General features: G+C 36.1%; 12 protein-coding genes and 1 pseudogene. 5 read left to right on the top strand and 8 right to left on the bottom strand.

All coding sequences use genetic code 11. The features are described 5' to 3' along the window. The 3 genes and pseudogenes from R3333_RS06460 to R3333_RS06450 form a co-directional block, all read right to left on the bottom strand. A pseudogene (locus R3333_RS06460) lies at positions 1–836 on the bottom strand (M1 family peptidase); the annotation flags it as partial. 1 nt (position 837) lies between these two features. Next, on the bottom strand, positions 838–1,347 hold the full coding sequence (locus R3333_RS06455; protein WP_318957970.1) for a DUF6702 family protein: 510 nt from the start codon (positions 1,345–1,347) through the stop codon (positions 838–840). A 95-nt stretch (positions 1,348–1,442) separates the two neighbouring features. Continuing rightward, entirely contained in the window at positions 1,443–2,198 is a 756-nt protein-coding gene (locus R3333_RS06450) for a hypothetical protein (protein ID WP_318957969.1), read from the bottom strand. Positions 2,199–2,282: 84 nt separating this feature from the next. Here R3333_RS06450 and R3333_RS06445 point away from each other — a divergent pair, with 84 nt between their 5' ends. Next, entirely contained in the window at positions 2,283–5,162 is a 2,880-nt protein-coding gene (locus tag R3333_RS06445; protein ID WP_318957968.1) for an AsmA-like C-terminal region-containing protein, read from the top strand. A 71-nt stretch (positions 5,163–5,233) separates the two neighbouring features. Beyond that, the gene (locus R3333_RS06440; RefSeq protein WP_318957967.1) at positions 5,234–5,653 is read left to right on the top strand and encodes a hypothetical protein; all 420 of its coding nucleotides are present in this window, start codon (positions 5,234–5,236) and stop codon (positions 5,651–5,653) included. Positions 5,654–5,745: 92 nt separating this feature from the next. On the opposite strand, the gene R3333_RS06435 is transcribed toward R3333_RS06440, so the two are convergent. Continuing rightward, positions 5,746–6,609, bottom strand: coding sequence for a hypothetical protein (locus tag R3333_RS06435; protein WP_318957966.1), 864 nt, complete (start codon positions 6,607–6,609; stop codon positions 5,746–5,748). A 133-nt stretch (positions 6,610–6,742) separates the two neighbouring features. Then, positions 6,743–7,552 carry a universal stress protein gene (locus tag R3333_RS06430; RefSeq protein WP_318957965.1) on the bottom strand — a complete coding sequence of 270 codons (810 nt, stop codon included), beginning with the start codon at positions 7,550–7,552 and terminating at the stop codon, positions 6,743–6,745. 215 nt (positions 7,553–7,767) lie between these two features. Between R3333_RS06430 and R3333_RS06425 the strand changes: the two genes are divergently transcribed. Next, positions 7,768–8,625 (top strand): alpha/beta hydrolase, encoded by an 858-nt coding sequence (locus tag R3333_RS06425; protein ID WP_318957964.1) that lies wholly within the window; start codon positions 7,768–7,770, stop codon positions 8,623–8,625. Positions 8,626–8,641: 16 nt separating this feature from the next. Then, the gene (locus R3333_RS06420) at positions 8,642–9,043 is read left to right on the top strand and encodes a TerB family tellurite resistance protein (protein ID WP_318957963.1); all 402 of its coding nucleotides are present in this window, start codon (positions 8,642–8,644) and stop codon (positions 9,041–9,043) included. Here R3333_RS06420 and R3333_RS06415 read toward each other — a convergent pair. Beyond that, positions 9,036–10,931, bottom strand: coding sequence for an ATP-dependent DNA helicase RecQ (locus tag R3333_RS06415; protein WP_318957962.1), 1,896 nt, complete (start codon positions 10,929–10,931; stop codon positions 9,036–9,038). The genes R3333_RS06420 and R3333_RS06415 overlap by 8 nt on opposite strands. 125 nt (positions 10,932–11,056) lie before the next feature. On the opposite strand from R3333_RS06415, the gene R3333_RS06410 reads away from it, so the two are divergent. Continuing rightward, on the top strand, positions 11,057–12,430 hold the full coding sequence (locus R3333_RS06410; RefSeq protein ID WP_318957961.1) for a hypothetical protein: 1,374 nt from the start codon (positions 11,057–11,059) through the stop codon (positions 12,428–12,430). A gap of 852 nt (positions 12,431–13,282) precedes the next feature. Here the strand turns inward: R3333_RS06410 and R3333_RS06405 are convergent. Beyond that, complete coding sequence (locus R3333_RS06405; protein WP_318957960.1) at positions 13,283–13,876, bottom strand: WbqC family protein; 594 nt, start codon at positions 13,874–13,876, stop codon at positions 13,283–13,285. Continuing rightward, positions 13,876–14,808: signal peptidase I (lepB, locus tag R3333_RS06400; protein ID WP_318957959.1), on the bottom strand; the 933-nt coding region annotated here is incomplete at its 5' end. The genes lepB and R3333_RS06405, both read right to left, overlap by 1 nt.

Genomic DNA, 14,808 nt, shown 5'->3' with positions numbered 1-14,808 from the left:
TCTGAACTTGCTGCTTCTTTTAATCTTTTTCTTTGTTCGCTGCTAAGAACTGCACTTGCGTTCTGCAATTCACCTGTGGCACCTACTACATGATCTTCTGGAACTGTAATTTCTACATTATAGTCACCAAAAGGAAGTGAGAATTCACCTCTTCCTAAGAATTGCTTGTTTTGCCATCCTTCTACGTCGTTGTATACACACATACGTGGGAACCACTGAGCAATCGTATAAATGTAATTGTCTTCTTCCTTGAAATATTCGTAACCAGATCGACCACCTATTTTCATTCTATCGTTGATGTTGTACATCCACTTTAAATCAAAAGAGATTTTTTCTCCCGGAGCTAATGGTTCTTCTAAATCAATGCGCAACATTGTTTTGTTGATCGCAAAGGTCATTTTCTTTCCGCTCGTTGTTTTGATGTAGTCAATCTTAAACCCTCCATCAAATTCAAATAATTTGTTGTGAATGGCCTGTATGCTGTAGAAGCTTTCCATGCTCTCTACAGTAATCAATTTAGAAACCGAATTCATTGAACGCACATTTTGGTCCAATTGCATCCATAAGTAATCTAATTTATCCGGAGAGTTATTGATATAAGTAACCGTTTCTTCACCGTGAATGGTTTGGTCCTCATCGTTCAACTCAACTTTAATATCGTAGTTGGCCTGCTGCTGATAGTACTCATGTCCTGGTGCACCAGAGGCTGTTCTGTATACGTTTGGAGTAGGAAGTTCTTCGTGTAATTGTTTAAACTTGTTGTTGTTGTAACCCGGTTGTGCTAAGGCGTGGAGAGATCCTAAAATCAATCCTGATAATACCAATAGTTTTTTCATGTTATTTGATTTCTAGCGTACGTTCTTTGTTGCTGAATAAAAATGTAAGAGCTGTTTTCTTACCGTTTTCAACATAGTTTAATTTATTCTGTTGTTTTGGATAACTGTTCATCATTAAGTCAAACTCAATGTCCCAGCTTCCTTTTTTATCTGTTGTTTCTGATTGTAAATAGAAGAATAATTCATCCTTTAGGTTCACTTCAAAACCAATGCACGTCAATTCTAAACTTTTGCCGTCTTTGCTCATGCTAAAACCTTTGTTGACTTCAGCAAGTGCCAATTGGAAAAGACTATCTTCTATGTTTAGCTTTTCTATATGACCTAACGCAACTCCCATGTGTTCCATGTGATGTTCAAAATCGTGGGCTGTAGTTTGAATGGAAATTTCAAATTTTTGATCCTTCTCATTAAACTCCATTTCAGCAAATCCAAAAAAGTATTCATGTAGTGCAAAACTGCTCATCATAAAAATAGAGAACAGGGCCAAGACACCTAACTTCATATAATTCATTCGTCTAAATTTTTAACAAAAATAAAAGATTAATGTTCTCTGGGAAGTCGTTTTTATACAAGTCTGCCAATTTTATGGATTAGTGGAAAAATCGATTAATCGATAGGGAAGTATAAACCTAAATTAAAACCAAGCGCGTAGGCTTTTCTTATGTAAGGATATTGATCCGAGTAATTACTGTTTAATTGTCTTCGGGCTTCAAGACCAGCGTAAATTCCAAAACCATCACTCATTCTCAATCGAAATCCAGAAGCGGCAGTTAAATCAACCAGAAAAGAAGAGTAACCTTGGTCTTCTACGACTTCTCTGTCACGTGGGGCATTTTGAAAGGTGTATTCTTCTGTGTACAAAACATTGAAAAATGCCTTAGGTGTAAATCCAACACTTGCGTAGAAAGATAAATCTCCACCTGTGATGTAACTAAATTTTATGGGTACGGCGAAATGCCTGTAGCTTCTTGACGTTACATAACTGGTGTCATTACTCTGGTATTGGTTCCCTTCTTTATTTGAGGAAAAACCTAATCCGAAATCAATAAAGAAATTGTTGTGGATTCTATTGCGCATACCTACCGATATTGAATTCGACCAAAGCCCATATTCAGAAGCTCTTCTTCCCAATTCTTTACCGAAAGGTGCTGGCGACTCTTCCAGTGTTCGAAAAGTGAATTGTGGTGAAAACTGAAAATAAAATTCAGTGTTGGTAGTATCTACTCTTTTTTCAGGTAACGACTCTTTTCTGGGGTCTTTTATTACATTTCCTCCTGTGGTGATTTGTGACAAGGAGAAATTTGCAAATAATAACAAAGTGACAACGTTAATATGTTTTAAAGTCATTAATTTCGATTTCATATTGGAAAGATAAAAATTAAGGCGTATACTCACACTACACGACGGAAAGTAAAGTAAAAATAACCACATTATAATTAATAGAACATGACAAAAAAGAAGAAAAGAAGTGTTTTTGCACGAATTTTTAGAGGACTAGGTGTATGCATATTGTTGCTTGTTATTGCGCTTATAGCCATTCCTTATTTCTTTAAAGATGAGTTGAAAAACATGGCTTTGAAAGAAGCTGATAAATATCTTTTAGCGAAAGTTGATTTGAAAGATTTTGACCTAACCTTTATTTCCAGTTTTCCTAAAATGAGTATTCAATTGGAAGGATTGAAACTTACAGGGAAAGAAGATTTTGAAGGGGTTGAATTAGTAAATATCGACAATTTTGAAGCAAAGCTTAATTTTTGGAGTGTTGTTTCTGGAGACAAGATAGAAGTGGAAGGTATTGCTTTAGATCAACCAAAGGTCAATGTGCAAGTACTGGAAAATGGAATGGCGAATTATGATATTATGAAGCCAGATTCTGTAGTTGCTGCAGAGAATCCTGCGGATACAGCTTCGAATTTTGTGTTCAAGTTGAAAGAGTTTGCAATAAATAATGGAGATATTGTCTACACAGATAAAGCAGGGAATATGGCCATGGAAATGTTAGCTTTAAATCTTGGAGGTGATGTCGGAATCAATGGAGATGCATATGAAGTGAATACAAGAGCAGATATGGAATCTCTTACATTTAATTACGACGGTATTGATTACTTATCTCAAGTGAATACGAAACTGGATGTGGGAATGCTTATGGAGATGACAGCGGAAACCATGAAGTTCACCCTTACAGAAAACGTATTTGAATTAAATGCCTTAAAAGCAAGTTTGGATGGCTATTATGCAATGCTAGAGGGAAGAGATGAAATGGACCTGAAATTAATTACTGCAGAAACTAAATTTAAAGATTTACTATCGTTGATTCCTGCGTTTTACACGACAGGTTATGAAAGTATGGCTACTGGAGGAAAGTTGGCGTTGAATGCTTGGGTGAAAGGTACCATGGATGATGTGAATATGCCAGGTTGGGATATAGATATGAAGGTGGATGATGCCTCTATCAATTACCCGGATTTACCTCAGGGGATAGATAATATCAATATTGATTTGAATACAAAGTTTGCTGGAGGAGCTGATATGGATAAGATGACGCTAGACATCAATAATTTCACAGCGAAATTTGCAGGAAACTCTTTAGACGCAAATATGAAGTTGCGCAATACCATGACAGATCCATATATCAAAGCGGGTATTTTTGCCGATGTTGATTTAGCAACTTTAGATCAGGTAATGCCATTGGCAGAAGGAGAAAGTTACAATGGAAAGCTAACGTCTGATTTAGCGCTAGAAGGTAGATATTCGAGCATAGAAAAGGAGGCTTATGATGAATTTAAAGCATCGGGTAGTTTAAGTCTGAAAGACATGGTTTATGCTTCACCAGATTTGCCACAAACTGTGGAAGTTGAAAACTTAGCATTTTCATTTACTCCTCAAGACATGCAATTAACAGACTTGAAGGCTAAAATGGGTAAAAGTGATTTTAATGCTTCAGGAACAGTAGATAACTATTTGGCTTATGCTTTAAAAGATGAACCACTGAAAGGAAGCTTTAATTACTCGTCTAGCTTGTTAGATATGGATGATTTAATGCCTGCTTCAGAAGAGGCTGCAACTGCAACAGAGGAGACGCCAGCTTCTGAGGAAACAAGTAGTGATGAAGTGATTTTAGTGCCAGACAATATCGATTTTGTCTTAAAGGCTCAAATAGATAAGTTGATTTACGATGGAATGGAGATCGATAACGTAACAGGAGATGTTGTGTTACGCGATGAGAAGGCGAGTATCTCTAATTTAAAAATGGATGCCTTGGGTGGAGGAGTAGTGTTAAACGGTACTTACAATACGCAAGATCATGCAACACCTAAATTAGATTTTGCCTATGATTTGAAAAAATTGAATATTCAAGCTTTGACGCAAAACTTTATGACTGTAGAGCAAATGGCACCTATTGCTAAATATGCGCAAGGATTAATTAGTTCTAATTTCTCTATGTCGACAAATCTAAATGCAGATTTTACGCCAGATTACAATTCCCTTACGGCCAATGGAGATTTGTTTACACAGGCTGTAAAAGTTTCAGGATTTAAGGCTTTGCAGAAGATGGAAGATGTACTGAGTATTTCTAATCTAGATAACAGAGAGTTTAAAGACGTCAAAGCATTCTTTGCAGTAGAGGATGGTAAATTGAGTGTGAAGCCGTTTAAGTTAAACTTCGGACAGGGAATTACGGCAAATGTGGAGGGTACAACTTCTTTAGAGCAAGATATAGATTACACTTTGAAGATGTTAATACCTAAAGCTTTGATTCCAAAGTCTGCGGTTGAAGCAGCGGAAAAGGCAATCGCACAGGCGAATAAAATTCCTGGCTTTAAAATGGATGGATTACCAGCTCAACTTCCGGTAACAGCTTTAATTGGAAACAAAATAACTGATCCAAAAGTAAGTTCTAATTTAAAAGAGGCCTTGTTAGAACAAGGAGGAGGAATTAAAGCGGGTGTAAAAGAGTTGGTAGATGAAAGTGTACAAAATGTTAAGGACACGGTAAATGCTACGATAGATAAAGCTAAAGAGGATTTAGATGCTGCCAAAGAAGCGAAGAAAAAAGAAATAATGGCTGCGGCAGAGCGAAACGCTGAAAAAATTAGAGCTGAGGGAAAAAAGGCAGCGGATGCCATTCGAGCAGAGGCTGATAAATCAGCTCAGAAATTAATGGATGAAGCAGGCTCTAATCCAGTAAAAAAGAAAACTGCGGAGCTCACAGGAAATCAGCTCAAGAAGAAAGCTGAAGAAAAAGCAGTTCAAGTTGAAAATGAGGCCAATGCTAAAGCAGATAAAGTTTTAGCCGATGCTCAAAAAAGAGTGGATGCCTTGTAGAAAGTGGCTTTTAACGACGAAGTATTAAAAAATTGAATTATTTTCACGAGCGAAAACTTAAAACTAATATTATGGGATTTTCTGCATTATATGAATCAGGAGAGAAAGCAAAATACAGAGGACATTACAGAAACCTTTTATTAATTGCGAGTGCTGATGGTGGTATTGATGACCAAGAACAAGCACTTTTAGATAGAATCGCTTCTAGAATTGGATTGTCAGCAGATCAAGTTGCAGAGATTAAAGCAAACCCGGCTAACTTCCCTACAGTAGCACCTACAACTAGAGAAGAAAGATACGAGCGTTTTATTCAATTGATGCAAATGGTTGCTGTAAACGGTGAAGCGGATACAGAAGAATTGAAATTGGTGAGAAAATATGGAATTGCTCTTGGATTTACAGATGAGAGTATGAACGAAAAGTTTGATCTAATCTTAAATCACTTAATAGATGGTAAGTCTAGAAGTGAGGTATTGGACATCGTTCTATAAGCTGATTCAAAATAAGAAATAAAAAAAAGCTGCTCTTGAGCAGCTTTTTTTTATGTGAAGTTTATGAGGTGAAATCAATGTTTAGTTCACCCTTAATTTTTATCGTTTAACCAATACAAGAATTTTTTCCAAAGTCCTTTAGGAGCCTCCTTTTTTACTTTTTTCTTTGTATTTGGCTTTGCCTTCTTTTTCTTTTTGGCTGGAGCTTTTGCTTTTTGCTCTTCCAATTGTTTTAGGTAATGCTCTTTACGCTTTTGTTGCTCCAATTCTTTTTTGCGTTCCTCTCTCGCTGTTTGCTCAGCAAGTTCTTGTTTACGCCTTCTTTCTTCTTGTTGCCTTTTGCGTTGTTCAGGAGTTTTGCGCTTTACCTGTTTTTTAGGTTTTGTATTGGGCTTTTCTATTTCAACGGTTTTCTCTTCCTGAGTTTCATTCTCAGTATCGTCTTCAAGTGGTTCTGCTTTTGGCTCAGGTAAATCAATTTTTCCAATTACTTTAACACCTCCCAATTCTTGTTTCGGAGCTTTAATAACACCGTCAACAATATTTAACTCTTCTTCTTCCTCTTCTTTAAGTTCTATTTCTGTTGCTTCGGTTTGAGCTTCAACAATGGGTTCGATTGCATCAATTTCTTGATGTGCTTCCGCTTCTTCCTTTTTAGAAATATCTGATGGGATATTAGGTGTAGCTTCAGGTATTTGAGTTGCCTCGGTATCCTCTTTTTCTTCCGTTGTGACACTTTCAGTTGTAGGAATCACTTCCTCATCCATAGCCTCCAACGCAGCCTTCATTTCTTTAATCGGTTCTGGTTTGAAATGGTTGATTACATCGTCCACAAATTCATCAGGAATTTTGGTGTTAGGATGCGTGCCGATTTGAGTATCCTTAGATTCATCTAAGAATTTTACAATTTTATCTGTTTTGATACTTAATCTACGGGCTAACTGTCCTAAGCGCATTTTCCTTCTGTTTTTTACAAATATATACGAAAAGTCATAATTTGGAAGGTAAAAGTTGAACGGCGCAATTGTGGAAGTTTTAAGCAAAAAAAATCCCCCGACTTATCGGAGGATTGAACTTTCTTATTGCACCCTAGAAGTAACTATTAGAAACTTCTTCTGAGTTGATAATCAAACACGGTTTTTTATCCGAGTTCGTAATTAATGTTTGTGCAAATCCATCAAATTGAGGAAGTAAACTTTCAGAGTGGTAAGCTAAAGCAAACATCTCTGCATTTACCTCTTTGGCGTAGTTCACTACTTTTTTCTGGAAAGAGCCAGACCCTCCCAAAAGAGTGATTACGTTTTTAACGTTTTTCTCTTCGTATTCTTTCTTCACCAGTGCAATTCTGATTTTGATCTGATTCGCCAATCTTGCATCCGATTGTTTTTCCCCAACAATATGAACTTCGGCGTCGAACATAAAGGCTAAGTCTGCAGCGTAGTTGATGATTTGTAAACTTTCTTTGGTTAAATCTATGGGTACTACAATCTTGGTGATAGGTTCATAAATAACTCTGTCTTGTACCACTAAGAATGGGGTAGAAGTTGAAGTAATTACCTTGATGGCATAACTACCAAGAATTTTCTGCATTCCTTTAGCTCCATGGGTTCCCATAACAACTAAACGCGCGTTCTTTTCTTCGGAAATTCTACCTATATCATCAAAAATGTTTCCTACAGTAACTTCTATATTTATTTCAGGGTCACCTTCCTTCCAAATAGAATCGGCAACTACCTTTTCTAAGTGCGCTTTTGCTTTTGCAATTTTAGACTCTTTGTCAACAAGATGAAGGAGTAAAATGGCCGTGTGTCTTCTTCTTCCGAGTAGTATAGTGTTTTCTAATGTCTTATCACCTAGTTCTGTTAAATCGTGTGGAACTATGTATAAATTTGCGCTCATATGGGGGTTCAAATTTTAATTCAAATGTAATGATAATTGGGTTGTAAAACCATCTTTAAATATAAAGACTAAAGTCTTAATAAGTTACAATACCGACTAGCAAACTAAACGTAATAAATGTTAACTTGTTGGTGAAATGGCCTTATTTCTTTTCACTTTATTATTAATCGTAAAAAAGCATCGTATATTTGCAGTTATGTACGCATAGTAATGTTATGATAAAGTTAATAAAATTATATATTCAAATCCTTCAATTCTTTTCGGCACGATTGGCTGGGAAACAAGCATTTGAGATTTTTCAATTGACAAATAAAAAAACTATTCGAGAAAGAGAGGTCGGTTTTTATGATGCTTTTGAAACCATCATATTAGAAGATGAAAAAGAAAGTTTTCCGGTGATTACCAATAACCTTGATTCTGATCAAAAAGTTGTTTTGGTACACGGATGGAACTCTAACCTTGCAGCGATGCAGGATATCGCAAAGTCACTCGATGATGCAGGAATTCGTTTTTACGCTTTTAATTTACCGGCACACGGGAAGTCTAAATTAAAGAAGACGAATTTATACGCCTCTAAAGAGCGGTTTAAAAGAGTGGTAGAATGTATTGACGATAAAAGCAATCTTTCTTTTATTGCCCATTCATTTGGATCGGCAGTTACGGCCTATGGGTTAAGTGAACTGGATGTAAACGCAAAGCGTCTTGTCTTCTTAACGGTTCCGGAATCTATACAAATGATGTTCTCTGAGTTGGCGGCCATGTTTGGACTAAATGAAGACACTTTAGGAGCTGTTTATAATGAAGCAGAAAAACTGGTAAAGGAAGATGTCTCGCAGGTCACAGTGCAACACAAACTAGAAAAAGTGAATTACAATGAGCTTTTGATTATTCATGATAAATATGATAAAGTAATACCTTTCGATAATTCAAAACGTGTACATGCTTCTGCACATGACAGTAAGCTCGTCTTTTTTGAAAATATAGGTCATTACCGTATGCTTACTAATCCAGAAGTTTTAGGTGTGACCATGGATTTTGTTTTAGAAAATACCGCTGTGGAAATAGTAGAATAATGCTATTTTTATCGGGATGGATAATAAAGCAGAAAGATTACAATTGTTGTCAGACCTTATCGATTTAGCTAGAGTTGATGATGATGTAAAAGGAATAGAAGAGGACTTTTTAACCACTCTTGCTAAACGATTAGAATTAACACCGGAAGATTATGTTCAAGCGGCAAAAAGTAAACGCCCAGGTAATTATCCAGATGGTGAGGTAGAGCGAATTATTCAATTTCATCGATTGGTTTTATTGATGAATGTAGATGCTGAAACCAGTGGTGAGGAATTAGTGTTTTTAAAACAAGTGGCTTTACGCATGGGGCTCAATCCTATGTCGGTTCAAAAAGTATTGCGCGTAATGCATGAGTATCCTAACAAAGTAGTACCGCCTCAAGTCTTATTATCAATATTCAAGGAGAATTTTAATTAAGTATCAGAAGGTTGTTGGCTGCATTAAAACTGATCTTTTCTTCATCTATAAGATGATCTATAACTCGTATGAGTTGTTTTTTGTCAATGATGTTAAGTTCTGTTTTCAGCTGATCAAGACTGAAATGACCGCTAGCCAGTATCTCTAGTATAGCTCCTTTAAGCTGTTCATGTGAGAATTCTGAATTTGCTTCGGACCTACAAATATCGCAGGTGCCACAAGGGGTAGACTCTTGACCAAAATAAGCAAGAATAAATTGCGTTCTACAAGTTGTAGTTTTTAATAACTCTCGCATTGCATTGAGCTTGTTGAAAGCAATGTCTTTTCTATTTTGGTAAGCTTCTTTTTTGATACGGAGATAATCATCCGGTAAACGCTCGTGGGTAAAGGTGATTTGTGGTAAATCGCTTCTCCATTGAATTTCAACCACACCGTTGTTTTCTAAAAACTTAAGCTGCCTATCGAGTTCCTTTTCTGTTATTCGGAGGCGTTTGCTCAGGTCTTTTTCTCTTATGGTTGCAAACTCACTAAAGATTCCCGCATAACTTCTACTTAACCAGGTAATGAGTCCTGAGTAATTGTCGTGTTTAATCTGAAAGCTATATGCACCCGCGTTGGATATCACAAACTTAAGACGAGTAGGGTGGTGGATGGCTTCGTTTAACACAATGTCATCATTCAATTCTAAAATTTTAAGCGCATTGTAGGCTTCAACTACGTTTAGTTTGAACTTGTTGGCAAATTCACGTAAATCAAAGGGGTAGGTTTCATCTTTTCCAGATCCAATGGCAACTTTTAGAAAATTACATACAGCTCTATACATGAGCTTAACATCATCAATAGGAGGGAATTGTTGTTGTAATTGCTTACGCATCAACACAAGATCTTCATCTTCGTACAAGGCAAAGGTTCTGGATTTGTTTCCATCTCTTCCCGCTCTACCTGCTTCCTGAAAGTAGGCTTCTATAGAATTTGGAATTTGGTAATGGGCTACAAAACGTACATCGGGTTTATCGATTCCCATTCCAAAAGCGTTAGTGGCTACCATAATGCGCACGCGATTACTTAACCAGGCCTGTAAACTTTCGTTCCGTTTTTCTCCATCCATCCCACCGTGATAAATTCCTACCAAATGTTTGTAAGACAAAAGAAGTTTGGCAATGTGCTTACAATCTTTTCTTGTTTGGCAGTAGATGATTCCTGTATGGCCTTTAAATTTATCGACAAGTGCTAATAGGTCTTTTAACTTATTCTCTGTCTTATAAATTTCGTAACTGATGTTGTCTCGAGAAAAGCTTCCTTCGAAATACTTTAGGTTCTTTAAACCCAATTGTTCAATAATATCATTTTTAACCTCAGGTGTAGCTGTTGCCGTAAGCGCCATCATAGGTACATTGGGATGATATTCTCTAATCTTTGCAATTTCTCGGTAAGAAGGTCTAAAATCATGCCCCCATTGAGAAATACAATGCGCTTCATCTATGGCTATCAGAGAAACGTTCATTTGTTGAAAACGGGTAAGGAAAAGTTTAGATTTCAGTCGTTCAGGTGAAACATAAAGAAAATCCAATCCACCAAACTTAGCGTTATCCAAGGTGATGTCAATTTCTCGTTTAGACATGCCCGAAATGATTGCTTTGGCTTTAATACCTCGTGCTTTTAAGTTATCTACCTGGTCTTGCATCAAAGCAATAAGTGGAGATACAACGATACATATACCTTCTCTGGCTAATCCCGCAATTTGATAACAAATAGACTTACCTCCTCCAGTGGGTAAAAGTGCCAGAGTATCATGCCCATAAATGGCGCTATTGATGATGTCTTCCTGTTTTCCACGAAAACTTTCGTATCCCCAATATTTACTTAATATCTCTAAACTTTTACTCATCTTCTTATCGCTCAAATTTATCAATATATGCCGTTGACAAATTATTTTTTAGAATCTTTGTCTCGATTTTATGGAATATGATTCTTTTCAGCATCCTTAAAATAGAAACTTCAAACAAATTAACCATGAGAAACGCTATTCCCTTCTTTATGTTTTTGTTGACTTTTGCGAGTTACGCACAAAACACAACTTTGAAAGTAGAACTGTTCGACGAGGAGACGGAGAGTAAAGTGAAAAATGCTGCTTTGATATTAGAGCTTGAAAATGAAAAAATACAGGCAAGTACCAATGCAGAAGGTTTTGCTTATTTCAATATCGGTAATAAAGATCAATTGGTGGCTTTAAGTATTAAGCATTACATTTTTAAAGACACAGTTTTTACTGCTTTTGACAAAGCTTTAATTTCTGTAAATGAGGATACTTTATTGTTGCGAATAGACTGTGAATTTGATGGATTATCTCAAGAAGGAGTAACTATTTTTTCTAACAAATTACCAGATACAGTTTATGGTTCAAAAGAGTTAAGTGTTGCAGATTTTGAATTAATTGGAAGCAATAGAATAATACTCTTGGCCTATGAAAAGAAATTGAAAAAAGGGAGTCAAATTATGCTTTACGAAAATGGTGAAATATTAAGCACCGTTCGCGTTCCCAATAAGGCTGAAAAATTGATACGCGATTTTAGAGGAAATATTCATATTCAATGTGCCAAAATAATGTATACGGTTTATGTGGACGAATACGACGCTATTAAGTTAGGGGCTATTGATAAATCATATTACTTCAAATACATTTCTCCCATTGTGGATACCGTGCATACGAAGATGTACTTCTCGAATTACAATCCTGATTACCCAGCGATGGATTATATGTACGTGGATAAATTAGACACAACCTATAAGCATCTCTTAAATATTGAAGATGAGTTGATGATGGATTTATATACTTCTGAATATTTATGGGTGGATGTTAGGACTAAGTTATGGGCCATGGAGATGGAGTCTAAAACTGGAATTGATAAGCGTATTTGGGTGGGGGCGAATTATTTTACACAAAGTATTTATTACGAAGAAATCTATGCTCCCATGTTCATGCGTAACGATAGTCTTTTTGTGTTTGACCACTACAAGGAGTATATGTACGTTCTCAATGATGATGGGGAGAAATTAGATAGTATGAATATTTACTACCATTTAGATGAGCGACAAACAGGCTGGGAAAAGCTTTTGTTGCAGGATCATGTTACGGGACAGGTGTATAGTATTTATGAAAAAATGGGATACACCTACATTAAGTGGATAGATCCTAATACGGGGATGGCACTACGCACTCAGAAACTACATTTTAGGTATGTAGATAAGTTGGAGATTAGAGATAACAAGATCTATTACATATACAGACCTTTTGAGTCGACACAAAAGAAGTTTTTATACGAAGAAGATTTAATCTTTGATTTTGAAGCTGCAAAAGTTTTGGATGGAGATCAGGTTATGAATTAAAAAGGTCTTAAAATGAAAATGAGAAACGGACGGGCGTCCATTTCTCATTTTCTAATCAACCTAACCTAACCACCTAAATCATTTCAAAGATAAGTTCATTTTTAGGAATATCAAATAAAATTATATCAGTTTCTATTTATTGTACGCAAATGACAGGATTTTGTCGTCGAATGATTATTAAGTGTGCATAGTAGATTTTTGCAAACGCGGAATTTATAAAGTTCATGTAAGCACTGATGTAGACAATGAGGAAAATCGTTTGGGGTTGGAATGAAAGGTCTTAAAATGAAAATGAGAAACGGACGGGCGTCCATTTCTCATTTTCTAATCAACCTAACCTAACCACCTAAATCATTACAAAGATAAGGCAATTTTTTTCTTGAGGTTCTAAAATTATGTGAGTTCATCAATTTTTTATGTAAATAAGCTTTTTTTATCGACGAATGTTATCTACGCGTGCATAGTAAAAAAGCAGATGTGTTTTGTATTGATCGGGTAGAAATGTAAAAATCATGAAATAGTAAATGATGTGGAGGAGTCGTGGAGAATGGAAGGTCCTAAAAGTGAAAATGAGAAACAGACGGGCGTCCATTTCTCATTTTCTAATCAACCTAACCTAACCACCTAAATCGTTACAAAGATAGTTTAAATATCTAAAGTAGAACACCTTGGTTCTGTATTAATTTTAATAATTCTTGGATTGCTAATTTGGAGCTAAATACGATAGGCCTAAAAATGCAAATGAGAAGCAGACGGGCGTCCACTTCTCATTTACTAATCAACCTAACCTAACCACCTAAATCATTACTAATATAATTCTTTTTCACGATTATACCAAATGTAAAGTCTATTTTAAGAAATAATTAACATCCGAGACATTGGGCCTAAATTCATAAGTGCGTCTAACACAGATAGATTGGGCTCAAAACTTAACTTGTCTGAGAATACTTGAATGTAAGGGGAGGTATTAAAATTCTTCTTTTTATCGTTAAAAATTACGCGTGAATCTTCGCTGTTGTCAATAGCTGGAGCGTTTTCTGTTAATTCAATTGCTAACTCTAACGACAAGAAATTGAGTATTGCTTGTTGAATGTTTTTATTGAATTTCAGTAAGTTCTTTTCCTCTTGAAAAATTAACGCTTTGATTTGATCACCGTAGTACCAAAAATAGGGGGCGTGTTTATAAGCACTTTCTATTGCCTTCCAATGGTCTTTTTGCCAGTTTTCGGCTTGACTAATCTCTACATCCTTACTTAAGGTATTAGAACCATTTGGACGCACTACAGGTATACTTAAAGCTTGTTTACCGTTTGCACTTAAAATCTCTTGACGATTTCTAAAGCTCTGCTTTTTGTATAGGTCATTAGCATCAATGCAAATTTTACCTGCTTTAACTTGTGCCTGCCAATAGGCAAGGTGACCAAAGTAAACTGTAGTGCTGTACATTATTTAATCCAAGTGAAAAATCTTTCTGTTCTAAATCCACCATTTGGATTTTTAGATAACCATACCAATGAAGCTTTACCAACGATGTGGTCTTCAGGTACAAATCCCCAAACTCTTGAGTCAGCAGAATTGTATCTATTATCTCCCATCATCCAGTAATAATTCATTTCGAAGGTGTAATCGCTAGCAAGCTCACCGTCGATGTAATATTGTCCTTCTTTCTCTTCAAAGCTATGACCCTCATAAGCAGTAATTACTCTTTTGTACCAAATTACGTTGTTACGCGTCAGTTTAATTTTATCTCCTTTTTTAGGGATGTAAAACTTCTGGAAATTGGTAGAGGTATTGTGAACATCTGGGTGCTTAGGATAATAACTTAAGTTGTTAATTTTCATTTCAACCTCGTCGAAAGCTTTGTAGTACGCTACGTCCTCATCCAATTTAGGCGTAAGCGTGATATGCTGACTTAATTCTTTGTACTCAGAAGCTGTTAAGAATAAATAGGCTTTTGATTGATCATCATAAGATACCCTGTAATCTCTGTTTTCTTCTAAGCCCATTCTGTTCATCATTCCAATTAGGGAAGATAATTGACTACGGTCAGCCTCATAACGCAAGTTTTGATGCTCAAAAATAGGAGCAGGCGAACCATTAACGTAAAGTTGTGCATCGATTACTTGTAAACTATCACCAGGTATTCCTACGCATCGTTTAATGTAGTTTTCTCTTTTATCAACAGGACGAGGAATAACTCCCATGTGGTCGATGTAGCTACCTTGACTAAAGGTTCTTTTGTTTACTGCAAATTCATAACGCGCTTTTGCTTTCCACTCTTCGAGTTCATTTAAGAAGGTGTTCCAGTCTACATAGAAATCCTTCGTTTTGATTTCCTCTAACTTTGCATCGTATAAAGAATCTGGATTGCTAATAGT

The organism is Lishizhenia sp. (assembly GCF_033720595.1).
Taxonomy (GTDB): Bacteria; Bacteroidota; Bacteroidia; order Flavobacteriales_D; family Crocinitomicaceae; genus Lishizhenia.
This window is presented reverse-complemented; position numbering and strand designations above follow the sequence as displayed.

Bases quoted from the DNA above. Each gene is read 5' to 3' on its own strand.
- R3333_RS06410 (WP_318957961.1), top strand. From the start codon at position 11,057: ATGAGAAACGCTATTCCCTTCTTTATGTTTTTGTTGACTTTTGCGAGT.
- R3333_RS06430 (WP_318957965.1), bottom strand. From the start codon at position 7,552: ATGAGCGCAAATTTATACATAGTTCCACACGATTTAACAGAACTAGGT.
- R3333_RS06435 (WP_318957966.1), bottom strand. From the start codon at position 6,609: ATGCGCTTAGGACAGTTAGCCCGTAGATTAAGTATCAAAACAGATAAA.
- R3333_RS06420 (WP_318957963.1), top strand. From the start codon at position 8,642: ATGGATAATAAAGCAGAAAGATTACAATTGTTGTCAGACCTTATCGAT.
- R3333_RS06425 (WP_318957964.1), top strand. From the start codon at position 7,768: ATGATAAAGTTAATAAAATTATATATTCAAATCCTTCAATTCTTTTCG.
- R3333_RS06455 (WP_318957970.1), bottom strand. From the start codon at position 1,347: ATGAATTATATGAAGTTAGGTGTCTTGGCCCTGTTCTCTATTTTTATG.
- R3333_RS06405 (WP_318957960.1), bottom strand. From the start codon at position 13,876: ATGTACAGCACTACAGTTTACTTTGGTCACCTTGCCTATTGGCAGGCA.
- R3333_RS06415 (WP_318957962.1), bottom strand. From the start codon at position 10,931: ATGAGTAAAAGTTTAGAGATATTAAGTAAATATTGGGGATACGAAAGT.
- R3333_RS06440 (WP_318957967.1), top strand. From the start codon at position 5,234: ATGGGATTTTCTGCATTATATGAATCAGGAGAGAAAGCAAAATACAGA.
- R3333_RS06445 (WP_318957968.1), top strand. From the start codon at position 2,283: ATGACAAAAAAGAAGAAAAGAAGTGTTTTTGCACGAATTTTTAGAGGA.
- R3333_RS06450 (WP_318957969.1), bottom strand. From the start codon at position 2,198: ATGAAATCGAAATTAATGACTTTAAAACATATTAACGTTGTCACTTTG.